The following is a 25,727-nucleotide window of genomic DNA, read 5'->3' on the forward strand; positions in this document are numbered from 1 at the left end:
GGCCTCCTTCGCCGGTCGATCTGCTTCCGCCGGGGAGTACACCAGCCGGGGCCGCCTCCGGGCAACCGATTTTCAGCGCGCCCTTCGTACGAGGCAGGCCACGCGCAGCTCCGCGCACCATGCCTGCCCGTCGCCCCGCTCCTGACCGGGAACCGGCGACATCTCGGTGACCAGGACCTCGGCCGGTTCGTGCCGGGCCAGGTCCTCGACCGCGAGGGGATCGCAGAAGTCGACGGGGAAGGGGCCGGGCTCGGCGGGGTGGCGGACGAAGACGTGCCGGGGCAGGCCACGTTCGCGGCGGAGGCGGTGGATGGCCAGCCAGCGGTCGAAGGGGTCCGCGCCCCGCTCCTCGGGCAGGTGCAGGCGCCAGCGCGCCCGCTGGTAGACGAGGTCGCCGATCATGATGCGCGGGGTCCGCGCGCCGAGGTCGACCTCCACCGGCGCGGTCCCGGGCCGTTCGTAGAGGGGCCCGCGGCCGGGTCCCGTCCCGGACAGCAGCCACGTCGCGGCACCCGGCTCAGCCCCGGCGGCCACCAGCTCGGGACCGGGCGGCACCGGGTCCGGCCACTCCCCCACCTCCGCCCACCACCCAGCGGTCGCCAGGACCACGGCCCGCGCGTCCAGCCGGACAACCTCCTGCCCCTCTCCGGAGCGGAGCGCCTCCGACGCCATCCCGGCCAGGACGGCGCCGAGCTCCCGCCGGGCCCCGCCCTCCCGGGCGAGCAGGGCAGCCAGGCACCACAACGGCACCACCGCCGTCAACGCCTCCCGCAACCGCTCCAGCGCGGCCCCGCCGATCACCACCGGCTCCGATCCGGGCTCGCGCACGCGCGACGACCCGCCGCCCCCGGGCTCGAACCGCGCCCGCAGCCGGGGCCCGCCGCCCTCCACCGCCAAGCGGCGCAGCAGCCGGTGAGCGGCCGCGGTGCGCAGCCGGGAGCGCCGGGCCGTGCCGTCCCCGGGCCGCCGGGCCAGCGGATGCCGCTCGATCTCCCGGTGGAAGGCGGGATCGGCGAGGAAGGCGGCATGCCGTACGGACTCGTCGTCGTACGCCTCGGCGACCCTGCGCCGCGTCACCAGCCAGGCGGCGGCGTGGGCACTCCTGGCCGCGGCCCGCGCCGAACCCGCCGCGACGACGGCGGACTGCCACCGCCGCGCCCGCTCCCCCATGCCGAGCGACTCCAGCAGCCGGATCTCGTCCCCGGTGAGCGGCGCCCCGGCGCGTACGCTCCTGAGGCACTGCCCGGCGAGCGCGCACCGCTCGGGCGGCAGCCTCAGCACCGCGTCCCGCAGCGGCGCGGCCTGCCGCAGGAAGCGCTCGCGCTCGGCGGCCAGGCGCCGGCGGGCGTCGAGCAGCCGCTCGGTGAGCCGCCGCAGATCAGGATGGCCCATCCCGTCGAGCAGCCGCGCCGGCAGCCCGGGGGTCCGCGGCAGGAACCACGGACGCAGCTCGACGACCAGCTCAGCGACACCGGCCCGGATCCGCCACGAGATCTCCCCGGAGCCCGAGACGCCGCCGTCCCCGCCTAACGCCGCCGCCCGGGCGCCAGGCGGTTCCTCCCCCTGCCACGTGCCGCTCACCCGCGCCCCCTCAACACCCCGGCCTCGGCCAGCTCCGCCGTCAGCCGCTCCCGCGCCCCGTCCGTCAGGCCGTCGAGGGCGTGCGGGTCGTCGGCGGCCAGCCGCGCGACCGGCGAGACCAGCCCTTGATGCAACCGGAACGACCGCCCGGACCGCAGGCTCACGGCGAACGTGCCCGGCCCCCGCCCGTCGGGCCCGGCCCCCGCGACCACCTCCGCGCACGGGTCCCACGCACACGCCGGCACGGGCAGCGCCTGCCCCGCGACGGAACAGGCGGCGAGCCTGCCGGGCGGCAACCCGGGAAGCCGGTCCAGCCACCCCCGGATCATGGCCGTCACCTCGCGGGCGCGCATGGTCTCGGGCGCGTCGAACTCGATCCATCGGGCCAGGTCGTTCCCGGCGCGTGGCGGGAAGCGCACGCTCTGACCGGCCCAGACCGTACGGATGCCCATCCGGTACGGCCGCAGCCCCGCCGGCCGCACCCCGCCGGGCCCGTCCGCCAGCAGCTCCAGCGACTCCCCCACGACGCCCGCGGCCATCCCCGGCGCGCCCACCGCCAGCTCGCACGTCACCGGCACCTCGGCGGGGATCGCGGCCAGCAGCCGCCGCAGGTTGACGGTCACGCCGTTGAGCCCGGTGGCGGCGGCCAGGAAGTCGATCCGCGTCACGGTGATCGTCAGGCCGCGGCAGCGGGCCAGCGCCTCCCGCGAGAACGCCCCCGCCCGGACCACGTCCAGCCACCCCGCCCAGGGACCGCTCACCGGCGGCCGGTCCGCCCCGGTCACCCAGCGCACGGCCGCGTCGTGCCCGGCGGTCCAGCAGCGCCTGATCACCCGATCCGGCGACCAGTCCAGCCACTCGACCCCGGCCAGCTCCGGCACCCGCCGCAGCGCCGCGACCTGCTCGGCCACCAGCCGCCCGCACAACGTCACCCGCTCCGCCCCCAGCGCCTTGACCAGCGCGAACGCGGCGGGAAGCTGCTGCTCGCCGTCCACCACGACGTGCGCCCGCCGCCCCCTGGCCACCTCCAGGGCGATCTCGACCTCGGGCCGGAACAACCGGCACCGGGCGGCCGCGCCGAGCACGTCCCGGCTGCTCTGCGTGCTGCCCTCGGCCAGCTCCAGATCGTCGATGCTGAGCCGGACCGCGGGGTCGCCCGCCAGCCGGAGCGCCGTGCCGACCGCCCGCAGATGGGCGTCGTCGTACGCCTCGCGCTCCAGGATGGCCGCCGCCGCCCGCCCGAACAGCGCGGTGAGCGGCCCGTCAGGCAGCCCTTCGGCGGCGGCCCGCAGCCGCGCCGGCTCGGCGAGCCGTTCGACGAGCAGCGCTCCCAGATCGACCACCTCGACCCCGGCCGGCGGAACGACCTCGGTCGTGAAGTCGGTGAACGGCGGAATGACGAGCAGCTCCATCAGCAGCCCCCTCCAGGCCACGGGTACGGATGCGCCGCCGGTTCATGGCGACCGCCCGGAAGACTCGGAGGAGCGCCCCGGCCGGGTCTCTCGGACGCGCCCCGGCCGGGGTCCCGGTGGCCGTCGCGGCGCCCCTTTCTGGCCGGTCGCAGGTAGACACAGCGCAGCTCGGCCGCGAAACGCTGCTCGCCCTCCCGCAGCCAGCACTCGTCCGGCCCCGCCGGCACCTCCGTCACCGTGACCTCATCGGCCATGGCCGCCAGGCGGGCCAGCCCTTCGAGGAGCGCGGGCGCGCGGGTGTCCACGTAGACGGGCTCGCGCTCCCGGGCCGACGAGGCGAAGAACGCGACCGGCAGGTCGTGATCCTCCCGCAGGCGCGCCATCGCCACCAGGAGCTCGCGATCGCCGGCCGCCTGCCCGAGCGCCTCGAACGACGATCGGCCCACCCGCCACCGCCGCCCCGACACGACGACGTTGTCCCACGTCAGCCGGGGGACCCGGGCGAGGCCATGGAGGCGGGGCAGGCTGATCCTGGGCAGGGCGAGGGCCGTGTGCAGGGCCGTGTGCAGTGAGGTGTGCAGCGCTGCGTGCAGGGCCGGGTCGTGCCCGCCGTTGTGCAGCAGCAGCGGCTCGTCCAGCCCCTTGGCGTACAGGAGGGCCCGCTGCCCGTCGCTGTGCACGTACAGCTCGTCGAGCCCGATCCGCCGCCGCCCCGGGTCGGCCGCCACCCCGCCCAGCTCCAGGACGGGCCCGGGCAGCTCCAGCGGTGGCACGCCGTCGGAGCGGCGGGAGATGACGTTCAGCACGGTGAACCCGGACAGCGCCAGCCTGATCTCCGTGTCCCGCTGGGCGAGGCACATGGCGCGTTCCTCGTGGAACTGCAGCGCCCACGGCGTGAGCAGCACCGCGTCGTGCAGCCGGCTGAGGACCAGCGGGGTCACCCCCGGCTCGTACGCCTCCAGCGAGGGCGCGGCCACCATGACGTCGGCCGAGCAGAGCACGGGCACGGCCGGCGGGGCGGGCTCGTCCAGCAGGCCGGCGAGGTTCAGCTCGGCCGCCCCCGCCGGCGCGTCGCGCACGATGGCCGCGACGCGCCGCGCGAGCCGGTCACCGTGTTCGATCTCCAGGTCGCCGGTCGCCCGCAGGGCCTCGGCCAGCGGGAACGTGCCCGCCCCGAGCCGCCCCGCCACCAGCCGGTTGGTACGCAGCCTGGTCAGCTCGGCCTCCTCGGCGAGCAGGTCGAGCACCCGGGGCACGCGGCTCTCGAGGTCGGCCGCGAGCGCGTCGCCGACCGTGACCCGCAGGGTGCCGGCCGCCGCCTCGTGCACGATCACCCGGTCGTCGCGCTGCCCCCCGCCGGCCAGCGCCTCGATCCGCCGCTGCACGGCCAGCTTCACATCGGGCGAGGCGGCGGGGTACTGCCCGAGCAGCTCGCCGATCTCGCCGACGCGCCTGCCCAGCGGCAGGTCGGCGTCCGCCACGCGATGGCCGGGGGCCACGTGCTCCCGCTGCGCCGGCACCCCGGCCGGGCCGTCCCCCCGCTCCGGTACGACCGCAGGGGCCACGAACCCCTGCCCCGGCACGCCGGGAGCCTCCGCGAGCCCCCGCCCGCGCACCTCCCGCGCGCCTCCGTGCCCGCACCCGCCACCGCCCGGCCCGGAGGGATCCGACCCCCCGGCACCCTCTCCCGCGCCGCCGCCGGCACCGTCCTCGGCAGGAGCCGCCCCCGCCGCGCCCCTCCCCGAGGAACCCGATGCCCCGGCGGCACCCTCTTCGGAAGGACCCGCCTCCCGCTCGGAGGGGCTCCGGGCGCCGCCGACCCCCTCCTCGAAGGGGCCGGCGAGACCGCACTCGCAGGCGCCGGCGAGACCCGCCCGGCCGCGCCCGGAGACGGGCGGCCCGCCGAAGGCCCCCCGCGGACCGCCCCGGTCCCTTCCGGGCGGCCCGCCGACGCCGCCTCGCTGACCGCCCCGGTCACGCCCGGGCGGCCCGCCGAGGGCGCTTCGCGGACCATCCCGGTCGCGCCCCGGTGCCTCACCCGCCACCGCTGGGCCGTTCCCCCCGGCCCCCGGCACGACCGGCACCCCCCGGGCGGCGAGCCGCTCCCGGAGCCAGCCCAGGGTGTCGGAGACGGTGGCGGGCGGGCACAGGTCGTGGGTGAGCAGCCCCCGCCGCACCGCCACGGCCAGCGCCGCCGACGCCCGCTCCAGCCCCGTCCCCGTCTCGGCCGCGATCTCGGCCAGCGTGCGCCGCCCGTCGCAGTGCCCGGCGAACGCGGCGCCGTCGGGCGCCTCCCCCGTCCACGTCCTGCGCCGCGGCACCAGCCCCGCCACCAGCGCGGGGTCGGCCAGGACGCGCTGCTGCAGCGCCTCCTCCACGCGCGCCGCCGCGAACGCCACCCGCCGGTCGCACTCGCGATGCCCCGCCCAGGTGTAGCCGCCGGCCCCCGCCTCGACGGCCCCGTAGCCGAGCGGCCCGTAGCAGCCCTCCGTCTCGCACGAGGCCGACAGCCGCTGCACGTGGGCGGCGACCTGCCGGCGCATCTCGCTCCCCTTGGCCCCGTGCCGCAGGTCGCGGTAGAGGCCGGGCGAGGAGCACACGAGCGCGTCGAGGAACCGCTCGTCGGCCACGATCCCGGCCATGGCCGCCCGGACGAGCGCCGCGTCGCCCGCGACCATGCCGGCCAGGGTGAGGCGCGCCTCCTCCAGCTGGCCGGTCACGTCGTTCCAGGCCGCCAGCCAGTCGTCGGGACCGGGCGAGCCGGGTGGCAGCGGGCGTAGCGCGCGCAGGCGGCCGCGGAAGCCACGGGGCGGCCTTCCCCCGCCGGAAGAACCGGCGTCCGCCCCGTGGCCGGGCCCGTCGTCGAGCAGGTCGAGCGCCTGCCGCTCCAGCCGTACGACGGCCGCGGCCGCCTCCGCCGCCCTGGGGTGGACGAGGGACAGGACGAGCTCCCAGGGAAACCCGGCACTCCGTACGACCACGGCAGGCAGCAGGGTCCAGTCGTGCTCGATGCCCATATGGACTTCTCCCTTTCCTGGCGTGAATTCGCCGCACGGCGCCTCAACTCAGATATTTACAAGATCATTTTCATGTGTCAATGAGTTGCCGGATTAGAAGAAAATGAGAACCGCCAATCCCAACGGAGAATTGACCGCCAACACAAACAAACCCCGCCATAAGGGGCACAGCTGTTTACTTTGCGTAGCCATTCGACCTATCCTTGCAGCACAGAGGGTCATCGATGCTCTCTCGCGAGAACGCCCGATTAAATTCGGCAACAGCGCCCCGGCCCGCCGATTCAGCCGCCCATTCAATACGCGGCCGAACCGCCGGCCGATGATTTCTCGCGGCCGTTCGTTCAATCGCGTTTAATTCGGGTTCCCATTTCCGCGCCAGGGCAAGGTGGGGTCAAGGGCGCGTGCCAGCACGCCGGAGAGGAGAAACGGACTGATAGAAGGTGACACGGGGGTGAAGGGGGAGCAGTGACGGAAGACGGACGGCGGCGGCGGCGCGGCGACGGGCCCCACCTGTGGACACCGGTGTTCGTGGCGGGGCTCCTCCTCGTCACCGGAGTGGTGATCGCGCTGGACGTGACCACGGGCACGGCGGTGCGGCTGTTCCCGCTGCTGATCTTCCTGCCGGCGATCGTCTCGGGCCTCGGCGAGGTGTGGCAGACGGTGGTCGCCTCGGTGTGGGTGGTCGTGGTGGAGGTGATCACCGGCATCCACCTGCGCGGGGAGACGGACGACATCCTGCTGGCGACCGGCTTCACGGCGCTGTTCGGGGTGCTGAGCGTGCTGGGCTGCCGCTACCGCGTACGGCGCGAGGAGGAGGTCCACCGGCTGCGCTCGGCGGCGGCCGCCCTGCAGCGGCTGATCGTGCGCCCGCTGCCGCTGCGCACCGCGGACGTGGTGGTGGACGGCCTCTACCAGCCGGTGGAGGAGGACACGATGGTGGGCGGCGACATGTACGAGGTGGCGCCCTCCAGGCGCGGAACCAGGGTGCTGATCGCGGACGTCCAGGGCAAGGGCCTGCCGGCGATCGGCACGGCGCTGGCCGTGCTGGGCTCGTTCAGGGAGGCGGCCTACCGGGAGGAGACGCTCACCGGCGTCGTGGCCGCCCTGGAGAACACCGTGGTCCGTCAGAACACCTTCGCCTCCATGACCGGCGAGCCCGAGCGGCTGGTCACCGCCCTCGTGCTGGACATCGGCAAGGAGCCGGGGGTGGAGGCGGTCAACTGCGGCCACATCGCCCCGTACGTCATCCACGACGGCGACGCCCACCAGGCGAACCTGGGCGAGGCGGCGGTGCCCCTCGGCCTGGCGTCGCTGACGCAGACGCCGCGCCGGGGCGTGCGGTTCGCGTTCCCGCCGGGCGCGACGCTGCTGCTGTGCACCGACGGCGTCACCGAGGCCCGCGACCCCGACGGCGCCTTCTACCCGCTGGAGGAGCGGCTGCGCGCGTGGGCCCTCGACCCGCCCGCCGGGCTCGCCCGTACGCTGGGGGCCGACCTGCGGGAGTTCACCCGGGCCGCCCCGCGCGACGACATCGCCGTCCTCACGCTCCGCAGGACGGAAACATCCCTGAGGCTCTTCCGCCCAACATCATGAACCGCTCGCTCCACTGGCGCGTACCTACACACATCGGACACGTGGTCCATGGAGGTGTCGTGGAGCTCAGTCTCTTGCGGGCACAAGCGCACAGCCCGTCGTACTTCTCACTCATGCGCAGCTCGACGGGAGAGCTCGCCCCGGTGGACTTCTGCATACCGTGCAACCCGTATTTCCCCACGCCGGAGATCTTCGATCACCTCGGGAGAAACCTGGAGACGATACTCAAGTTCTATCCCAGCGACGCGGGGACGATCACCGAGGAGCTCTGCTCCACGCTCGGGCTGCACCCCAAGACGGTCGCGATGGGCAACGGCTCGACGGAGCTGATCACGTGGATCGACCACCTGCTGGTGCGCGAGAGCCTGGCGATCCCGATCCCCACCTTCGGCCGCTGGACCGACCAGCCGCTGGAGACGGGCAAGCGGGTGGACATGTACCCGCTGCTGGAGAGCCGCAACTTCACGCTGGACGTGAACGACTACGTCTCGTTCATCCGCATGCGCGGCTCCCGGGTGGCGGTCATCTGCAACCCGAACAACCCCGACGGCGGCTACCTGCCCAAGCACGAGGTCCTGCACCTGCTCGACCAGCTCATCGACCTGGACCTGGTGATCGTGGACGAGTCCTTCGGGGACTTCGTGGACGCCGAGCCGTACCCGGGGGTGGCGGCGGAGGCCGCCGTGCGGCCGAACGTGATCGTGCTGCGCAGCCTGGGCAAGAACTTCGGCCTGCACGGCATCCGCTTCGGCTACATGGTCGCCAACCCGGCGCTCGCGGGCCGGGTGCGCGACGCGCTGCCCAAGTGGAACCTCAACTCGTTCGCCGAGGTCGTGGTGTTCATGATGCGGCAGTTCATGCCCGAGTACCAGGAGAGCCTCAAGCGGCTCGGCGGCGACAGGCGGGCGATGTTCCAGCAGCTCAGCACCATGCCGGGGCTGTCGGTGTTCGCCTCGCAGGGCAACTTCCTGCTGGTGAAGCTGCCGCCCGGGCACGACGGGGTGCCGCTGCGCGACCACCTGCTCACCGAGCACGGCGTGTACGTCCGCGAGTGTGGCAACAAGCTGGGCACCACCAGCCAGTTCCTGCGCCTGGTCGTGCGCCCGCAGGAGGACGTGCGCCGGCTGCTGATCGGCATGACGCAGTTCCTGTACTCGGGCAGCCTGCACGAGATCCCCGTGATCGGCCTGCACCACAGGCGCGCCAACCCGCTGTCCGCGTGACCCGGCCGGAGCCGGGCCCCGGCGGGAGAGCCCCTCCCTGGCCGTGACCTCAGGTCGGGAGCTCGTTCACCGTGACGGTCGAGACCGCGTCGAGTGCCCGCTGCCCGGCCTGCCGCACGACCGGCGCCAGCGTTCCGCCCGTCGCGAGCGTCTCGGCCAGCGCGGCCGCGGTGAGGGCGTACTGCAGCAGGGTGATCCCCTTGTGGGCGAGCACGATCCCGGCGGACGCCTTCAGCCCGAGCCCGACGACCTGGGCGCCGGTGCCGGCCGGTCCCATGTCACCCGGACCCGTGCCACCCGGGCCCGTGTCGCCCCGTCCCGTGTCGCCCCGTCCCATGCCGTCGAGTCCCAGCAACGCGGCGGCGTGGCCCTCGTGCTCGTCACCCATCCGGATCAGCGCGTCCTCGTCCCCGTCGGAGTACCGCCGCCCGAGGAACACCTCCATCGGCGCCAGCGCGGCGGGCAGCTCCATGCTCACCGCGCACCCCCTCGCGCGCCCGCGCCGCCATCCGCCGCGCGGCCCGGCTCCCCCAGCCCGTCCACCATCCGCTCCCCCTTCACGCTCGCGGCCGGATCCCGGCCATCAGCCCCGCCATCCCCTGCGTGTACGCCCGCATCCGCAGCACGCCCTCCTCCCGCAGCTCCGCCACCCTGGCCATGACCCGGTCGGCGCCGGCGCCGGATTCCGCGCGCCGCCGCAGCACCCCGGCCTCCAAATCGTCCAGGGCGGCGTTCACCGAGCGGACGACGCGCTCGCCCAGCGCCCTCGTCCCGCCGTACAGGGCCCACGGCGCCACGCTCAGCGAGACCAGCCGCGGCCCCGGCGCGCACACGGCGCTCACCGGCCCCTCCGAGACGCCGCGCAGGTCCGCGTCCGGCACGCCGCCGATCGTCTCCAGCATGTCGATGAGCTGGTCGAACAGCTCGCCGAAGGCCAGCGAGGGCACTCCGCCCGGCACCCCGCCCACTGCCCCGGCCCCGGCGCGGGCTCCGGCGCGCAGGGCGGCCGCGCTCACCTCGATCGACGCCGTCACCCGCGCCATCCGGGCATCCAGCTCGGCCCGCACGGCGCGCAGCTCCCGCGCCAGCGCCAGCGGCTCGACGAACGGCACGACCCCGTCGTCGGCGGCGGACGACGCCCGGCCGAAGGCCGCGTCCACCGCCTCGGCCACCAGGCCGGCCACGACGTCGGCCGGCTCACGCAGCAGCCGGGGCTCGACCCCCAGCGAGACGAGCCTCCCCTTCTCGAGGACGGCGCGCACGCCGGCCTCCCGGTGATTCTCACGCAACTGAACGAACTCCGACGGACGACCACAGGCGATTGCTGACACGCTATCCGCGCAGGCCGGGGGCTGAGGCGGCCATCGTCCGGCGTTCCTTTCGATTTCACGGACCGTTGGCACGCCCACGCCATGCCGGACCGGTCCCGAGCCGATGTAAGCTGTCCCGGCTAATCCCCTTACGGCATAAATAGTCGGCCGACGATGGAAGGGTTCCGTGCGCTCCAGCCACCAGGCAAGCACCGTCCAGCCCCGCGACCACACCGCCGCGGACAGCCACGACCGCATCCAGGTCCGCGGCGCCAGGGAGAACAACCTCAAGGGCGTCTCCCTGGACATCCCCAAGCGGCGTCTCACCGTCTTCACCGGAGTGTCCGGCTCCGGCAAGTCCTCGCTCGTCTTCGACACCATCGCCGCGGAGTCCAGGCGGCTGATCGACGAGACGTACACGGCGTTCATCCAGGCGTTCATGCCGAGCCTGGCCCGCCCCGACGTCGACGCGCTGTACAACCTCAGCGCGGCGATCATCGTGGACCAGGAGCGGATGGGCGCCAACCCGCGCTCCACCGTGGGCACCGCCACCGACGCGCACACCATGCTGCGGATCATCTTCAGCCGCATCGCCGAGCCGCACGTCGGCTCGGCCTCAGCCTTCAGCTTCAACATGGCGGAGGGCATGTGCCCCACCTGTGAGGGGCTGGGCAAGGCGTCCGAGATCGACGTGGACGAGCTGGTCGACAGGGAGCTGTCGCTGAACGAGGGCGCGATCAAGGCCCCCGGGTACGCGGTGGACAGCTGGCCCTGGCAGATCGTGGCCGGCTCCGGGCTGTTCGACCCCGACGTCAAGCTGAAGGACTTCACCCAGCAGCAGTGGGACGACCTGCTCCACAAGCCCGCCACCAAGATCAAGTACGGCGCCAACAACTTCACCTACGAGGGCCTGGTCGTCCGGGTCAAGCGCAGCTACCTGGGCAAGGACCGCGAGTCGCTGCAAAATGCCGCGCGGGCGTTCGCCGACCGGGCGGTCAAGCTGGCCCCCTGCCCCGCCTGCGGCGGCTCCCGGCTGAACGAGGCCGCCCGCTCGGCCCGCATCCAGGGCCGGAACATCGCCGAGTGCTCGGCCATGCAGATCAACGACCTGGCCGACTTCGTCCGCGGCATCGGCAACCCGGCGGTCGGCCCGGTGCTGGAGGGGTTGCGCTCGACGCTGGACTCGCTGGTCGAGATCGGCCTGGGCTACCTCAGCCTGGACCGGGAGTCGGCCACGCTGTCGGGCGGCGAGGCGCAGCGGGTCAAGATGGTGCGCCACCTCACCTCGAGCCTGACCGACGTCACGTACGTCTTCGACGAGCCCACGGCCGGGCTGCACCCGCACGACATCCAGCGGATGAACAGGCTGCTGCTGCAGCTCACCGACAAGGGCAACACGGTGCTCGTGGTCGAGCACAAGCCGGAGACGATCGCGATCGCCGACCACGTGGTGGACCTCGGCCCGGGCGCGGGCAAGGACGGCGGCCGCATCTGCTACGAGGGTGACCTGAACGGGCTGCGCTCCTCCGGCACGCTGACCGGCCGCTACCTCGACCACCGCGTACGGCTGCGCGAGGAGGTCCGCAAGCCCACCGGGCAGCTCCCGATCAGGAACGCCACGCTGCACAACCTGCGCGACGTGAGCGTGGACCTGCCGCTCGGCGTGCTGACCGTGGTGACCGGGGTGGCGGGGTCGGGCAAGAGCTCGCTGATCCACGGGCACGTGGCGGGCCTGGACGGCGTGGTGGTGGCCGACCAGTCACCGATCCGCGGCTCGCGCAGGAGCAACCCGGCCACGTACACGGGGGTGCTCGACCCGATCCGCGCGGCCTTCGCCAAGGCGAACGGGGTCAAGCCCGGCCTGTTCAGCGCCAACTCCGAGGGCGCCTGCCCGGCGTGCAAGGGCATCGGGCTGATCTACACCGACCTGGCGATGATGGCCGAGGTGGCCTCGGTGTGCGAGGAGTGCGAGGGCAAGCGGTTCACGCCCGAGGTGCTGACGTACCGGCTGCGCGGCAAGAACATCAGCGAGGTGCTGGAGATGCCGGTGGCCGAGGCCCGCGACTTCTTCCCCACCGGCCAGGCCGGCACGATCCTCGACCGGCTCGTCGCCGTCGGCCTCGGCTACCTGGGGCTCGGCCAGCCGCTGACCACGCTGTCGGGCGGTGAGCGGCAGCGGCTCAAGCTCGCCATCAACATGGCCAAGAACGGCACCACGTACGTGCTGGACGAGCCCACCACGGGCCTGCACCTGGCGGACGTGGACCAGCTCCTGGCCCTGCTCGACCGCCTGGTGGAGGCCGGCAACACGGTCATCGTGATCGAGCATCACCAGGCCGTCATGGCCCACGCGGACTGGATCGTGGACCTCGGCCCCGGCGCCGGCCACGACGGCGGCCAGGTCGTCTTCTCCGGCACCCCCGGCGACCTCCTGGCCACCGGCACCTCCCTCACCGCCATCCACCTGCGCGACTACGTGAACCGCCTCTGACCGGCCCCGCCGGGCGCCCCGCGCGCCCGGCGGCCCTCCCCGACCGGAGTACGGCGGGACGAAGGCGCGGACGTGCGAAAACGGCGCAGGAACCTGCGGGAAGCCGAGCCCGGGGACCTCGGACGGCCACCCGGGAACCTCAGACGGCCAGGCGGGCCAGGACGCGGGCGAACTCCGGCGGCGGCGCCACGACAAGCCTGGTGTGCCCGCCCCGCGCGACGATGTCCGCCCTGATGAGGGTCAACCGCCCCTCATGCCACCAGTAGACCTGCGAGCTGAGCCCGTCGGTCCGCACCGCGTGCACCCGCAACCGCTCAAGAGCCCGCACCACACCGATCCCGTCCACGGGATGCACGAGCAGCGTGTACGGATCCGGCAGCACCACCAGCACCCCGTCCGCGGGCACCGTCAGGTAGTCCCCCAGCCACCGCAGATGCGTGGCGGCCGACGGGCTCGGCGCGGTCAGCCGGGTCACCGGCGTGCCCGACAGCTCGATGCCCTCCACGCGCAGCCGCTCCTGCCCGCGCACGTTGGCGACGGCCAGGTCGAGGGCCTGTCCCGTGGGCAGGGGCCAGCACCCGGCCTCCTCCGGCCGCACGGTCCGCGAGCCGACGGTGAGCAGTTCGACCAGGTCGGCGTTCAGGTGGCGGCCGACGACGCGGGTCAGGTCGGGCACCTCGTCCACGGACTCCACGCGGGTCAGCATCAGGGGCCGGGCCTGCTCCAGGTCGCACACGTCCAGCCGCTCGCCGGCGGTGGCCACGGCGTGCGCGAGGTGCTCGGAGACCAGCATCGGCCAGTCCTCCCTGGCCCTGCGCCCGGCCTCGCGCCGCAGCCCCTTGAGCTGCACGACCAGGTCGGCCTCGCCCTTGAGCGTCACGGCGGAGCCGTCGGGGGCGAACGTGAAGGAATATCCGTGGGACTCCGCGACGAGCGCGAGCAGCGAGTCGAGATCGACGTCCTCGACCGGCCGGCGCGCGGGCTCGCGGTCACGCCTGAACCAGTTCACGCGCCGTGTCCCTTTCTGTCGGTTTCGTCCCTCCTACCTTGCCTGCTGCTCATTCCCACTCATGTCCGTTAGGGAGCACGATTCGGTATCGATAACACCAAGTGCCCCCAGCCACACGCTCATCTGTGGCGACCCGTGCCCCACCGGCAACCCGGCCACCACGGGCACCCCGAGCGGCCCCAGCCGGTCCCGCAGAACCGGGTACGGATCCCCGCACCCCACCCACGACCCGAGCGCGATCCCCCGCACCCCGTCGAACACCCCGGCCTGCAGAAGCTGGGTGAGCATGCGGTCGATCCGGTACGGCTCCTCGCCCACGTCCTCCAGGAACGCGATCCCGCCGTCGAACGACGGCTGCCACCGGGTGCCGCACATCGAGGCCAGCAGCGACAGATTACCGCCGCCCAGCACGCCCTCCGCCCGCCCCGGCGCCAGCACCCGGTCGCCCCGCACCGGCGCGGGCGCGCCGAACAGGGCCGCCCGCAGGCTCTCCCAGGTACGCGGCTCGGGTCCCGCCTCGTCGCCCGCGATGACGTCGCAGGCGGCCATCGGCCCGTGCAGCGTCGGCACGCCCAGCTCGATGGCGAACGCGTTGTGCAGCGCCGTGATGTCGCTCGACCCGAGCAGCACCTTGGGCCCGGCCGCCCGCATGGCTTCCCAGTCGAGCAGGCCGAGCAGGCGGCCCGCGCCGTAGCCGCCCCGGCAGCAGAACACGGCCGACACGGCCGGGTCGCACCACGCCGCCTGGAGGTCGGCCGCCCGGTCGGCGTCGTCGCCGGCCAGATAGTCCAGCCCCTGGCGGTCGAGCGCGTGCGGGCTCACCACGACTTTCAGTCCGAGGCCCTCCAGCCGCTCGACGCCCCGCTTGAGCAGGTCGGCGCTGGGCGGGCCGGAGGGCGAGACGACGGCGACGGTGTCACCTTGCTGCATCGATCAGCTCCTTGACGAGCGCGGGCAGTGCCTGGCCGATCGGTTCGTTGATCACCCGATCGGCGAAGGGGTCATAGGGCGTGGGCTCGGCGTTCACGATCACCAGGCGGGCGCCGGCGTCGAGCGCCGCGCCGCACAGCCCAGCGGCCGGATGCACGGTCAGCGAGGTGCCCACCGCCACGAACAGGTCGCACGACTGGGCGGCGTCCAGCGCGGCGCCCAGCACCTCGGGCTTGAGCGTCTGCCCGAACGAGATCGTGTTCGACTTCTGGATGCCGCCGCAGCGCGGGCACGGCGGGTCCTCCTCACCGGCGGCGACCCGGGCGAGCACCTCGTCCATGGGCGTGATCAGGTCGCAGGACACGCACTCGGCCCGGTGCAGGGTGCCGTGCAGCTCGATGACCTTCTCCGGCGCGGATCCGGCCCGCTGGTGCAGCTCGTCGATGTTCTGCGTGATGAGGGCGCGCAGCATCCCCGCGTGCTCCAGGTCGACCAGCGCGGCGTGGGCGGCGTTCGGCCGGGCGCCCCAGGCCGGATGGTCGATCCTGGCCCGCCACGAGGCGCGCCTGATCTCGGGGTCGGCCAGGTAACGATCGATCTGCGCGTTCGCCGCCGCCTGCGGGTTCTTCGTCCATACACCCTGCGGGCCCCGGTAGTCGGGGATCCCGGAGTCGGTGGAGATGCCCGCTCCCGTGAGCACCGACACGGAGGTTGGCTCGTTCACGTGGCAAACGGTGTCACACTTACCTCTCGTATGCGACTTCCGCCCCACATCCTCGTGGTCAACGGCATCAAGGTCCGCCGGCCGGTCTTCCTGCTCGGAGCGCCGCATTCCGGCGCGGACCTGCTCGCCCGCGCCCTGAAACGCTCCCCGGGCTTCCACGTGACGATGGGCCGCGCGAGCGTGGCGCACGTGGTGTACGCCTTCGCCCGCAAGCCGTCCATCGCCCGCACCGACGGAGCCGTACGCGTCATGAGAGACGCCCTCGCCGAGTCGTGGCAGGTGCTGCCCCGCTCCTGCGGCGAGTGCGCCGAGCCGTGCCGGGAGGCCGGCGGCGTCACGGGAACCGGTCCGTGCGTCTCCACCAGCGACGTCACCCGCTTCGGCGACGCCAGCCCCGACCTGATCTACAGCGCTCCGGTGCTGCTGCGGGCCTTCCCCGACGCCCGGTTCGTCCAGCTCATCCGCGACGGCAGGGACGCGGTGGCCGGCATGCTGGGCGACCCGGCGTGCCTGGCCTGGTTCAAGCCGGCGATGCTGGCGGAGGGGACCGAGTTCCCCAACGCGTTCCTGGGCGTCAACAAGGACGAGCACCTCGAACGCTGGAAGACCATGCCGTCGGCGGGCAAGAGCGCGCTGCGCTGGCGCGGCGCCGTACGCCTGAGCGCCGAGCTGCGCCGCACGCTGCCCGAGCGGCAACTCCTCACCGTCCGGTACGAGGACCTGGTCCGCAGGCCGCCGCAGACGGTGGCCACGCTGTCGGAGTTCCTGGAGACGCGGGTGCCGAAGGTCTTCCTGTACGACGACAACGTGCCCAAGGTCGGCGCCTGGCGGACCCGGCTCCGGCGCGACGACCTGGAGCTGGTGGAGAAGGTGGCCAGGGAGGAGCTCAGGCGGCTGGGCTACCTGCAGAGCTGAACTGGGTGCGGTAGAGCTCGGCGTAGAGCCCGCCCCGGGCCAGCAGCTCCTCGTGCCCGCCGCGCTCGGCGATCCGGCCGTCGTGCACGACGAGGATCTCGTCGGCCTCCCTGATCGTGGACAGCCGGTGCGCGATGACCAGCGACGTACGGCCCTGCAGCGCGGTCTTCAACGCCACCTGCACGGCCGCCTCCGACTCGGAGTCGAGGTGGGCGGTGGCCTCGTCGAGCACGACCACACGCGGCGCCTTCAGCAGCAGCCTGGCCAGCGCCAGCCGCTGCTTCTCGCCGCCGGACAGCCGGTAGCCGCGATCGCCCACCACGGTCTCCAGCCCGTCGGGCAGGCTCTCGACGAGCTCGCCGATCTGCGCGGCGCGCAGCGCCTCCCAGATCTCCTCGTCGCTCGCCTCCGGCCTGGCGTAGCGCAGGTTGGCGCCGATCGTGTCGTGGTAGAGGTGGGCGTCCTGCATGACCACGCCGACGGTGTCGCGCAGCGAGTCGAGGGTGGCGTCGCGCACGTCGAGGCCGTTGATCCGCACCGCGCCCTCGTTGACGTCGTAGAGCCGTGACACCAGGGAGGTCATCGTGGTCTTGCCCGCGCCGCTGTGGCCGACGAGCGCGATGAGCTGCCCGGGCGCGGCCGTGAACGACACGCCCTTGAGCACCGGGTGGGACGGGCCGCCGGCGTCCTGCCTGGCGACCGACTCCAGCGAGGCCAGGGAGACCTCCTCGGCGGCCGGGTAGCGGAAGCGCACGTCGTCGAACTCGATCGTCACCGGCCCCTCCGGCACCGGCACGGCGTCCGGCTTCTGCGCCACCATGGGCTTGAGGTCGAGGATCTCGAAGACGCGGTCGAAGCTCACCAGCGCGGTCATCACGTCCACGTGCACGTTGGACAGGGAGGTGAGCGGGCCGTAGAGGCGCATCAGCAGGGCGGCCAGCGCCACCAGCGTGCCGAGCTCGAAGGCCCCGGAGACGGACAGGACGCCGCCGATGCCGTAGACCAGGGCGGTGGCCAGCGCCGCGATCAGCCCGAGCGCGACCCGGAACACGGTGCCGTACATGCCGACCGTCACGCCCACGTCGCGCACCCTGGCGGCGCGGCTGCCGAACATCTCGGCGTCGTCCTCCGGCCGGCCGTACAGCTTGGCGACCATCGCGCCGGCCACGTTGAACCGCTCGGTGGTGACCGAGCTCATCTCGGCGTCGAGCTGCATCTGCTCGCGGGTCAGCACCGACATGCGGCGGCCGACGTATTTCGCGGGCACGATGAAGATCGGCAGCAGCACCAGCGCGACCAGCGTCACCTGCCACGACAGCGCCAGCATCGCGCCCAGCACCAGGATCAGGCTGACCACGTTGGACACGACGGACGACAGGGTGCTGGTCAGGGCGCGCTGGGCGCCGATCACGTCGGTGTTGAGCCGGCTGACCAGCGCGCCGGTCTGGGCGCGCATGAAGAACGCGACCGGCATGCGCTGCACGTGGTCGAACACCTCGGTGCGCAGGTCGTAGATCAAGCCCTCGCCGATGCGGGAGGAGAACCACCGCTGCACGAGCGTCAGCCCGGCGTCCACCAGCGCGAGCGCGGCGATCGCCACGGCCAGCCAGACCACCACGCCGGGCCGCTTGGGCAGGATGCCGTCGTCGATGATCGCCTTCATCAGCAGCGGGTTGGCGATCACGATCACCGCCCCGGCCACGACGAGCGCCAGGAAGACCGCGAACTGCCGGGTGTACGGGCGCGCGTAACGGGCGATGCGCCGCACGGTGCCCGGCCGCAGCCGCTGCTTGGTCACCGATCCGTCGCGCCGCAGGGACGCCATCACGTGGGGCCCGAAGCCGCCACCCATCATCGCCATCCGGGGGATCCCTCCTCCTCCGCCGGAGACAGCGTCCCAGGGGCACGCCGGGATTCCCGGCTCAGCTCAGCGCGAAACCCCACCCCGCACTCCACCGCCCCCTTCCCCCGTCCCCGCAGCTCACGCCCACCCACCACCGCCAGGACGTTGCGCCCCGCCGGCACCCAACCGGACGCTGCGCCCCCATCCCACGAGCACCGCCGTGGGCGCCCCCTCTCCGGCCGCGCTGGGGTGCCGCTGGGGTGCCGCGACAGGAAGCACGCTGCAGTCGCCGCCGCAGGAGGCACGCCGCCGTGAAGCGGGGGCGCATTGTCACGGTTGCGGCTGTGATCGCCGCTGAGGCCCCATCGCGCCGCGTTCCAGCCCGGAGTCCCAACTGCCGCTGATCGCGCGCGCACGGAGCCTCTGGGCCCGGCTGCGGGCGTTCCAGAGACGCTCCCGCCGGCATCGCGTAGCAAGTCAGGCGGAAGAGTCCTGAGCCGCGAGTCAGCCCAAGAGGCCCTTGCGCGAAGAAACCACTTAAGAGACCACAGAGCGGAAAATCACCCCAAGAGCACCTCTGAGCGATGAATCACCCGAAGAGGGCCTTGATGCGTGCGGCCTGTTCGATCCCCTCGGCCACACTCTGCTCCTCCAGGGTGCGTCCCTGCGCCCCCTGGAGGAGTCGCTTGGTCGCCACAGCCGCGTCCCGGTTGGTCGACAGCAGTTGCGCGACCTTGTCCTGTACCGCTTGCTCCAGGTCGCCCCCGGCGACCACTCTCTCGGCGAGGCCGATGCGTATGGCCTCGTCGGCGTGCACGGTCCTGGCGGTCAGGCAGATGTCGATCGCCTTGGCCAGGCCGACCAGCTCGACCAGGGGCTTGGTCCCCGTCAGGTCGGGCACCAGGCCCAGTGCGGGCTCTTTCATGCAGAACGAAACATTGTCGGCCACGATCCGCAGATCGCAGGCGAGCGCGAGCTGGAACCCCGCGCCGATCGCGTGCCCCTGCACTGCGGCGATGGAGACGATCTCCGGGCGGCGCAGCCACAGGAACCCCGCTTGGGCCTGTCTGATGCGCTGCTCGAAGCCGGCGTCGTCGGTCTTGGCCGCCGAACTGAACGAGCCCTGTCCGGGCACCCCCTCAGGTGTGAACATTCGCAGGTCGATCCCTGCCGAGAAGGACGGTCCCTCACCTTTCACGACGACGACGCGCACCTGCCCGGGCAGGCTCTCGCCGATGCGGGCCAGCTCCGACCATGTCGCGAACGTCTGTGCGTTGCGCTTTTCCGGCCGGTCCAGCGTGATCGTCGCTATCTCACCGTCCACCTCGAAGCGAACTCCGCTCCCTGCCGCGGCAGAGCCGTCGTCCGCGTACCCCCCGCGCTGTTGCGCCTGCGCTTCCGCCATCGCCCGCTCCTCTGTCCTGCTGACCGTCGCGCCCGAGCCTACAGAATATGGTTCTGGCCCGGGCGCGACGGCGGCTGACTAGGGACGGGCGGCTGCGGTCGCACGTTCCGAGGCGGCCGTCAGCGCTTGGACTTGCCTCGGGTCGCCCCGCCGCGCCCGCGCAGAGTCACACCGGACTCGCTGAGGATGCGATGGATGAACCCGTAAGACCGACCGGTAGAAGCGGCCAGCGCGCGGATGCTTTCGCCCGCGGCGTAGCGCTTCTTGAGATCGCCGGCCAGTTTTTCCCGGTCGGCCCCGGTGACCCGGGTGCCCTTCTTCAGTGTCTCGGCCACGAGTACCTCCTGTAGTGCCGGACTTCCGCAGCGTTACTCCGCCATGATCAGTCATTTCAGCGGGATCGGCTACCTACTCCACGGGAAAAGATCCGTACCCACTCAAATTAAGATCAGGCAAGTGCCACAAGATCGGAAAATTCATCGCTCCACGCGTCTTCAGTTCCGTCCGGTAGCAAGATCACCCTATCCGGTGACAGGGCGTCAACGGCACCCTCGTCATGTGTGACTAGGACGATTGCTCCTGAATAGGACCTCAGAGCATTGAGAACCTGCTCGCGGCTGACCGGATCGAGGTTGTTCGTGGGCTCGTCGAGAAGCAGGACATTGGCACTCGAGAGCACCAGGATGGCGAGCGCGAGCCGGGTCTTCTCACCGCCGGAAAGTACGCCGGCCGGCTTGTCCACGTCGTCACCCGTGAACAGGAACGAGCCGAGGACCTTGCGCAACTCGGTGTCGGTGAACTCGCCGCCGGCCGAGCGCATGTTCTCCAGCAGGGTCCGGCCGCTGTCGAGGGTCTCGTGCTCCTGCGCGTAGTAGCCGATCTTCAGGCCGTGTCCCGGCTTGATCGCGCCGGTGTCGGGCTGCTCGATCCCGCCCAGCAGGCGCAGCAGCGTGGTCTTGCCGGCGCCGTTGAGGCCGAGGATGACGACCCTGTGACCTCGGTCGATGGCCACGTCGACGTCGGTGAAGACCTCAAGGGAGCCGTACGACTTGGACAGGCCCTCGGCCATGAGCGGGGTGCGCCCGCACGGCTGCGGGTCGGGGAAGCGCAGCCGCGCCACCTTGTCGCTCTTGCGCTCCTCCTCGGTGCCGGACAGCAACCGGTGCGCGCGCCGCATCATGTCCTGGGCGGCCTTGGCCTTGGTCGCCTTGGCGCGCATCTTGTCGGCCTGCGCCAGCAGCGCCCCGGCCTGCTTCTCGGCGTTGGCCCGCTCGCGCTTCCTGCGCTTCTCGTCGGTCTCGCGCTGGGCGAGGTAGGCGTTCCAGCCGACGTTGTAGTGGTCGACGACCGCCCGGTTGGCGTCCAGGTGCAGGACCTTGTTGACCGTGGCTTCAAGAAGGCCGACGTCGTGGCTGATGATCACCAAGCCACCTTGATGACTTCGCAAAAAATCGCGAAGCCACCCGATTGAGTCCGCATCTAGGTGGTTTGTCGGCTCGTCGAGAAGGAGAGTTTCCGCTCCGCTGAAAAGAATTCGGGCCAATTCCACGCGCCTGCGCTGACCGCCGGAAAGCGTTTGCAACGGCTGTCCCAGGACACGGTCGGGCAGGCCGAGGCTGGAGGCGATGGAGGCCGCCTCGGACTCGGCCGCGTATCCGCCGAGGACGTGCATCTGGTCCTCGAGCCTGCCGTACCGCCTGACGGCCTTCTCGCGCGTGCGCTCGTCGGCGGAGGACATGCCGACCTCCGCCTCGCGCAGCTCCCTGATGACCTGGTCGAGGCCGCGCGCGGACAGGATGCGGTCGCGAGCCAGCACCTGAAGGTCGCCGGTGCGCGGGTCCTGGGGCAGGTAGCCGACGCTGCCGGTGGCGGTGACGCTGCCCGAGGCGGGCAGGCCCTCGCCCGCCAGCACCTTGGTCAGCGTCGTCTTGCCCGCGCCGTTGCGGCCGACGAGCCCGATCTTGTCACCGGGGTTGACCCGGAAGGAGGCTTTCTCGATGAGCAGGCGCGCGCCCGCGCGCAGCTCGATATCATGGGCAATGATCATGGTGACCGGAACACTCCCGAGCTAGGAAACGAGGATTGGGCGTGCGACGCCGGTCAATCGGGAGCATGCATACCGATCAGTGTAGGGCTCCCGGCGGGAGCCCCACCTCTCCGATCAGTGCTCTGTCAAGTGCTTGCCGATCAGCACCAGGTTGTGGATCGCGGCCAGGCCGTACTGCGCGGCGCTGTTGGTGCTGACGAACGCCGCCTCGTGCACCGGATGCGGCACCTCCGGGCCGTCCACCAGGGTGAGCTCCCAGTTCTCCTGATGTTGCAAGGGGTTGCGGTTGAGCTGGTCGCCCTCTCCCAGGAAGAACTTGCGCCAGGCCCAGGCCGCCAGGTCGGCGTCGCCGGTGCGCGCCGCCGCGTACGCGGTGAGCCGGCTGTGCGCCTGGATCAGCGAGATCCCGCTCAGCCGCTGCCCCACCTCCGCCTCCTGCTGCTCGGGGGTGGCGAGGTAGAGCCGGCAGTACTCGAGCCACGCCTCCTCGAACCCGGGCACGTCCAGATCGAGGGCGATCAGCTCCGCGCACATCTCCGGCAGCCCGAACAACGACGACAGGTGCGAGATGGAGACCTGGTCACGGGAGGTGTCGAAACGCCCGCTCTCCAGGTCCATCCGCCCGTCGCCGGACAGGAACCGGCGCGGCATCGCGCCGATGTCGGCCATCGTGCCCAGCAGCCGGTCCCTGGCGCGCTCGTCCCCGTGCCGCTCCCACCTGGTCAGCCAGGCCGCCGCCAGCGAGCCCCAGTCGGTGCCGAGCCCGACCGACAGGGCGGTGGGGTCCGGGGTGTAGACGTCCTCGCGCACCTTCCGCTGCGGGTCGATGACCAGGAACGTCTCCTCGGGGACGCTGAGCTCGTCCATGAGGTCGCCGGTGCGCTCGTCGGCCGTCAGGTAGTAGTAGAAGCGCCGGTAGGCGGCGTTGGAGATGCGCAGCTGCTTGCAGCTGCACCCCCAGTGCTGCACGTTGTGCCGGCTGCCCAGGCCCTTCCACCGGCCGAGGTGATAGACGTCCACCTCGCCGGTGTGGCGGGTCATGGACTCGGCGAAGCGGAAGACGTCGGCCCGGCCGGTGCGCAGATACTGCAGCCACAACCACAGGTCGGGCGACAGCTCCGAGTTGTCCCAGGCGTAGCCGCCGACGTCGTAGCGCCAGGTGTGCCGGTCCTCGTCGTAGGTGTGCATGACGTCGCCGTAGTCCCAGAAGCCGTACCAGCGGCGCTGCTCGCGCTCGCGCGCGTACAGGTCGAACAGGAAGTCGAGGCGGTCCTCGATCTTCGCGTGCGCGGGCGTGCCGCGGTCGGGCAGGCCCCACACGCCGAACACGCCCGCCTCGCGCACCCGCTCGGGGCTCGCGGCGAGCAGCCCGGGCTCGTTCATGGCGGCGGCGTGCGCGGCGAGCTCGTGCGCGGCGGGCGTGGCGTCGTGGAAGCGCAGGCTCAGCTCGTGCGTACGCGCGATGCCCCGGGCGTCGCCGAACCCCGGCTCGTAGTCCTCGTACGTGATCTCCAGGCCCTCGAGCTGCTCGGCGAAGGTGTCCTGGCCCATGCCGTCGTGGTAGAAGCGCAGGTCCATGGCCGGCGCGGACGGCGACCACAGCCAGACGGTGGCGGTGGCCACGTCGGTGGCCGCGTTCCGGACGTCGAGGCGGGTGGGGTGCAGGCGCCAGAAGTCGCGCAGCCCGAAGCCGAGGCCGCCGCTGACACCGCCGACGTAGCCGTACCCGGCGGAGCGGGCGCCGGCCGGGATCGTCACCCAGGCGTGGCCCTCCTTGGTGCGCTTGCGCAGCGTGTAGCCGTCGGCGGAGCCCTGGTCGAGGGTGTAGTCGTTCCAGGCCGGGATGAGGTGCAACCGGTTGGCGACCTCCGGGTCGAGCTCGCCGGCCGGGCGGCCCTCGACCTGGGCGCGGCGGGCGGCCTCGCCGGGGTCGCGGCGCAGGCCGGTCAGCCCGCGTACGGCCTCGGTCAGGAAGCCGTCGCCGCCGGCCAGGCGTACGTGCCGGTCGTGCGGCTCGTCGCGCATGACCACGTCGGCGCGCAGCCCGAGCCCGGCCAGGAAGTCGCGCTCGGGGTCGCCGTCCCAGACGAACGTGTGCATGATCCGCACGTGCTCGGCACCCGCGTAGAAGTACAGGCGCACGGTGAACGGCAGCCAGTCGCCGTGCCGGCCCTCCAGCCGCACCACGGCGCGGACGGGGCCGTCCTGCTCGACCGTGACGCTCTCGACGACGCCGTCTGCCTGCTCGCGGGCCACGCAGCCGCCCTCGTCGGGGGTGGGCTCGGCCTGGCGGAGGCTGACCAGGCGCACGTCCCTGGCGATCTCGCGGCTCCCGCGCGAGATCGAGCGGGCCAGCGTGCCACCGCCGATCGTCCACGTGACCACGCCGGTGCCGACGACCAGGTCCCGGCCCTGCCGGGTCACGGTGACCGCGGTGTCGGGGGCGGCGGGCTCGCGGCCGGGCTCCAGCCGGTACGCCGGGGAGCCGGGCCCGGCCCCCGTGGCGTGGGCCGACCACTTGACCGAGCCGTCGGGCCAGGTGGCGGTCACCCAGCTCTGCAGGGGCACCTCGCTCCCCTCTGCGTCGGACAGCGCGAACGGCGTGCCCCGCTCGACCGCACCGCGTGGCCACGGAACTCCCCAGGTCACCCCCTGCTCACCCGGTCGGTCCAGCCAGCGAAGTACGGTCATGAGATCTCCTTCAGTCCTTCGGCGACGATCGCGGCCACCTCGTCGGCGCCGCGGAAGCAGAAGTGGGTGTCGTCGGCCACGCCGTCCGGGTAGAGCGGATGCGTGCCCGGCGGGAAGTGCGTGAACAGGGCCTTGGACCCGTCGGGGCCGAGCCGCTCGTACAGCTCGGTGGTGGCGGCGGTCAGGTCGATCAGCGGTACGTCCTCGGCGGCGGCCAGCGCGCGCACCCGCTCGGGGTAGTCCCCGTGCGTGGGCACCAGCCGACCGCCCTCGAACCTGCGCCGCTGCACCGGCGTGCACAGCACCGCCAGCCCGCCCGCCCCGCGCGCCTCCGCGACGAAGGCGCGCAGGTTGTCGCGGTAGGGCAGTCCGGGCTCCTTCTGGTCGTTGTGCCCGAACTGGATCACCACGAGGTCGCCGGGCGCGACCTCGCGCAGCAGCGCCGCCCACAGCCCCTCTTCCCGGTGGCTGGCCGTGGTGGCGCCGCCCTTGGCGAAGTTGCGCACCGGGCCGCCGGTGTACGACCCGAGGTGCGCCCCCCACCCGGACATGGGCGCCTCGAAGGCCGGGCAGGAGGCGACCGTCGAGTCCCCGGCCAGCAGCACGGTGCGGGTCACTCCTTGACGCCCCCGATCAGCACGCCCTTGGCGAAGTGCTTCTGCAGGAACGGGTAGAAGAACAGGATCGGCAGCGTCGCGATCACGATGATGGCGAACTTCAGGCCCTGCTCCGGCGGCACCCAGGTGCGGTCCATCTGTGACAGGGCGGCCGCGGCGTCGGTGTTGGTGAGCTGGCGGACGAGGATCTGCAGCGTCCACTTGTTCGGGTCGGTGATGTACAGGAGTGGCGACATGTAGTCGTTCCAAATCGCCACCGCGTAGAACAGCGAGAACGTCGCGATGATCGGCTTGGACAGCGGAAGGACGATCTTGAAGAAGACGCCCATCTCGTTGCAGCCGTCGATCCTGGCCGCCTCCTCCAGGGCCTGCGGCAGCTCCTGGAAGAAGCTCTTGACGATGATCAGGTAGAACGGGTTGATCGCCAGCGGCAGGATCAGCGCCCAGTAGCTGTCGAGCAGCCCCAGGTCGCGCACCACCAGGTAGGTGGGGATCATGCCGCCGGTGAAGACCATCGTGAAGATGACCAGGTTCAGCACCAGCGCGCGTCCTGGCAGGTACCGCTTGGCCAGGGGGTAGGCCATGGTGAAGGTCAGCATCACCTGCACCACCATGCCGACCGCCGTCACGATCACGGTCGTGAGCAGGGAGCGGACGAAGGTGGGGGTGGCGAAGATGTACTCGTACGCCTCGGTGACGACCTTCTCCGGCCACAGGAAGAACGGCCGCGAGGCGATCTCCGGCTCGCTGGCGAACGACGCGGCCAGCACGTAGATCAGCGGCAGCACCGTGATCAGCGCCAGGCCGACGAGCGCGACGACGTTGAACACGTCGAAGACGCGGCTGCCGGGCGAGCTGTTGTTGTTGACCGCGAGCTTCTTGGGCTTGGTCTCAGTCATGGTGGTCATGGCCGGGCTCC

The 25,727-nt window shown here is 72.4% G+C and carries 19 protein-coding genes; 4 read left to right on the plus strand and 15 right to left on the minus strand.

The genetic code is table 11. The features are described 5' to 3' along the window. Positions 1-72: 72 nt before the first annotated feature. Genes ACTWPW_RS26240 through ACTWPW_RS26250 form a run of 3 tightly spaced genes read right to left on the minus strand, consistent with a single transcriptional unit; the run spans position 73 to position 6,010 of the window. Complete coding sequence (locus ACTWPW_RS26240) at positions 73-1,581, minus strand: hypothetical protein (protein ID WP_443170192.1); 1,509 nt, start codon at positions 1,579-1,581, stop codon at positions 73-75. Beyond that, positions 1,578-2,993: a hypothetical protein gene (locus ACTWPW_RS26245; protein ID WP_443170193.1), complete on the minus strand. Its 1,416-nt coding sequence runs from the start codon at positions 2,991-2,993 to the stop codon at positions 1,578-1,580. The genes ACTWPW_RS26240 and ACTWPW_RS26245 overlap by 4 nt, the downstream gene beginning before the upstream one ends. Continuing rightward, positions 2,993-6,010 carry a lantibiotic dehydratase gene (locus ACTWPW_RS26250; protein WP_443170194.1) on the minus strand — a complete coding sequence of 1,006 codons (3,018 nt, stop codon included), beginning with the start codon at positions 6,008-6,010 and terminating at the stop codon, positions 2,993-2,995. The genes ACTWPW_RS26245 and ACTWPW_RS26250 overlap by 1 nt, the downstream gene beginning before the upstream one ends. Before the next feature lie 465 nt (positions 6,011-6,475). Between ACTWPW_RS26250 and ACTWPW_RS26255 the strand changes: the two genes are divergently transcribed. Next, positions 6,476-7,603, plus strand: coding sequence for a PP2C family protein-serine/threonine phosphatase (locus ACTWPW_RS26255; RefSeq protein ID WP_443170195.1), 1,128 nt, complete (start codon positions 6,476-6,478; stop codon positions 7,601-7,603). Positions 7,604-7,662: 59 nt separating this feature from the next. Continuing rightward, complete coding sequence (locus ACTWPW_RS26260; RefSeq protein WP_443170196.1) at positions 7,663-8,826, plus strand: pyridoxal phosphate-dependent aminotransferase; 1,164 nt, start codon at positions 7,663-7,665, stop codon at positions 8,824-8,826. Between the two features lie 49 nt (positions 8,827-8,875). Here ACTWPW_RS26260 and ACTWPW_RS26265 read toward each other — a convergent pair whose 3' ends face one another. Together ACTWPW_RS26265 and ACTWPW_RS26270 are read right to left on the minus strand one after the other, a co-directional pair. Next, a complete protein-coding gene (locus ACTWPW_RS26265) occupies positions 8,876-9,304 on the minus strand; it encodes a hypothetical protein (RefSeq protein WP_443170197.1) in 429 nt (142 codons plus the stop codon). A gap of 79 nt (positions 9,305-9,383) precedes the next feature. Next, a complete protein-coding gene (locus ACTWPW_RS26270) occupies positions 9,384-10,088 on the minus strand; it encodes a hypothetical protein (RefSeq protein WP_375114084.1) in 705 nt (234 codons plus the stop codon). A gap of 613 nt (positions 10,089-10,701) precedes the next feature. On the opposite strand from ACTWPW_RS26270, the gene ACTWPW_RS26275 reads away from it, so the two are divergent. Beyond that, the gene (locus tag ACTWPW_RS26275) at positions 10,702-12,627 is read left to right on the plus strand and encodes an ATP-binding cassette domain-containing protein (protein WP_375114173.1); all 1,926 of its coding nucleotides are present in this window, start codon (positions 10,702-10,704) and stop codon (positions 12,625-12,627) included. A 139-nt stretch (positions 12,628-12,766) separates the two neighbouring features. On the opposite strand, the gene ACTWPW_RS26280 is transcribed toward ACTWPW_RS26275, so the two are convergent. From ACTWPW_RS26280 to ACTWPW_RS26290, 3 genes are read right to left on the minus strand one after another with little or no spacing between them, the layout of a single operon-like run. After that, a complete protein-coding gene (locus ACTWPW_RS26280) occupies positions 12,767-13,636 on the minus strand; it encodes a hypothetical protein (RefSeq protein ID WP_375114085.1) in 870 nt (289 codons plus the stop codon). A 33-nt stretch (positions 13,637-13,669) separates the two neighbouring features. After that, positions 13,670-14,566 carry a S66 peptidase family protein gene (locus tag ACTWPW_RS26285; RefSeq protein WP_443170198.1) on the minus strand — a complete coding sequence of 299 codons (897 nt, stop codon included), beginning with the start codon at positions 14,564-14,566 and terminating at the stop codon, positions 13,670-13,672. Next, entirely contained in the window at positions 14,553-15,290 is a 738-nt protein-coding gene (locus tag ACTWPW_RS26290) for an SIR2 family NAD-dependent protein deacylase (protein WP_375114087.1), read from the minus strand. The genes ACTWPW_RS26285 and ACTWPW_RS26290 overlap by 14 nt, the downstream gene beginning before the upstream one ends. A 30-nt stretch (positions 15,291-15,320) precedes the next feature. Between ACTWPW_RS26290 and ACTWPW_RS26295 the strand changes: the two genes are divergently transcribed. Continuing rightward, positions 15,321-16,205: a sulfotransferase family protein gene (locus ACTWPW_RS26295; protein WP_375114088.1), complete on the plus strand. Its 885-nt coding sequence runs from the start codon at positions 15,321-15,323 to the stop codon at positions 16,203-16,205. Here the strand turns inward: ACTWPW_RS26295 and ACTWPW_RS26300 are convergent. From ACTWPW_RS26300 to ACTWPW_RS26330, 7 genes are all read right to left on the minus strand, one after another. Further along, a complete protein-coding gene (locus ACTWPW_RS26300) occupies positions 16,177-18,066 on the minus strand; it encodes an ABC transporter ATP-binding protein (RefSeq protein WP_375114089.1) in 1,890 nt (629 codons plus the stop codon). The genes ACTWPW_RS26295 and ACTWPW_RS26300 overlap by 29 nt on opposite strands. A gap of 571 nt (positions 18,067-18,637) precedes the next feature. Then, entirely contained in the window at positions 18,638-19,453 is an 816-nt protein-coding gene (locus ACTWPW_RS26305; RefSeq protein WP_443170199.1) for an enoyl-CoA hydratase/isomerase family protein, read from the minus strand. A gap of 119 nt (positions 19,454-19,572) precedes the next feature. Then, positions 19,573-19,788: a helix-turn-helix domain-containing protein gene (locus ACTWPW_RS26310; protein ID WP_020547488.1), complete on the minus strand. Its 216-nt coding sequence runs from the start codon at positions 19,786-19,788 to the stop codon at positions 19,573-19,575. A gap of 113 nt (positions 19,789-19,901) precedes the next feature. Beyond that, on the minus strand, positions 19,902-21,500 hold the full coding sequence (locus ACTWPW_RS26315) for an ABC-F family ATP-binding cassette domain-containing protein (protein WP_375114091.1): 1,599 nt from the start codon (positions 21,498-21,500) through the stop codon (positions 19,902-19,904). A 114-nt stretch (positions 21,501-21,614) separates the two neighbouring features. Continuing rightward, positions 21,615-24,191: an exo-rhamnogalacturonan lyase family protein gene (locus tag ACTWPW_RS26320; RefSeq protein ID WP_443170200.1), complete on the minus strand. Its 2,577-nt coding sequence runs from the start codon at positions 24,189-24,191 to the stop codon at positions 21,615-21,617. After that, entirely contained in the window at positions 24,188-24,808 is a 621-nt protein-coding gene (locus ACTWPW_RS26325; protein ID WP_443170201.1) for a rhamnogalacturonan acetylesterase, read from the minus strand. The genes ACTWPW_RS26320 and ACTWPW_RS26325 overlap by 4 nt, the downstream gene beginning before the upstream one ends. Next, entirely contained in the window at positions 24,805-25,716 is a 912-nt protein-coding gene (locus tag ACTWPW_RS26330) for a carbohydrate ABC transporter permease (protein ID WP_375114094.1), read from the minus strand. The genes ACTWPW_RS26325 and ACTWPW_RS26330 overlap by 4 nt, the downstream gene beginning before the upstream one ends. Positions 25,717-25,727 lie beyond the last annotated feature (11 nt).

Origin of the sequence: Nonomuraea sp. KM90 (assembly GCF_052246675.1) — a bacterium.
In the GTDB taxonomy this organism is placed as follows: domain Bacteria; phylum Actinomycetota; class Actinomycetes; order Streptosporangiales; family Streptosporangiaceae; genus Nonomuraea.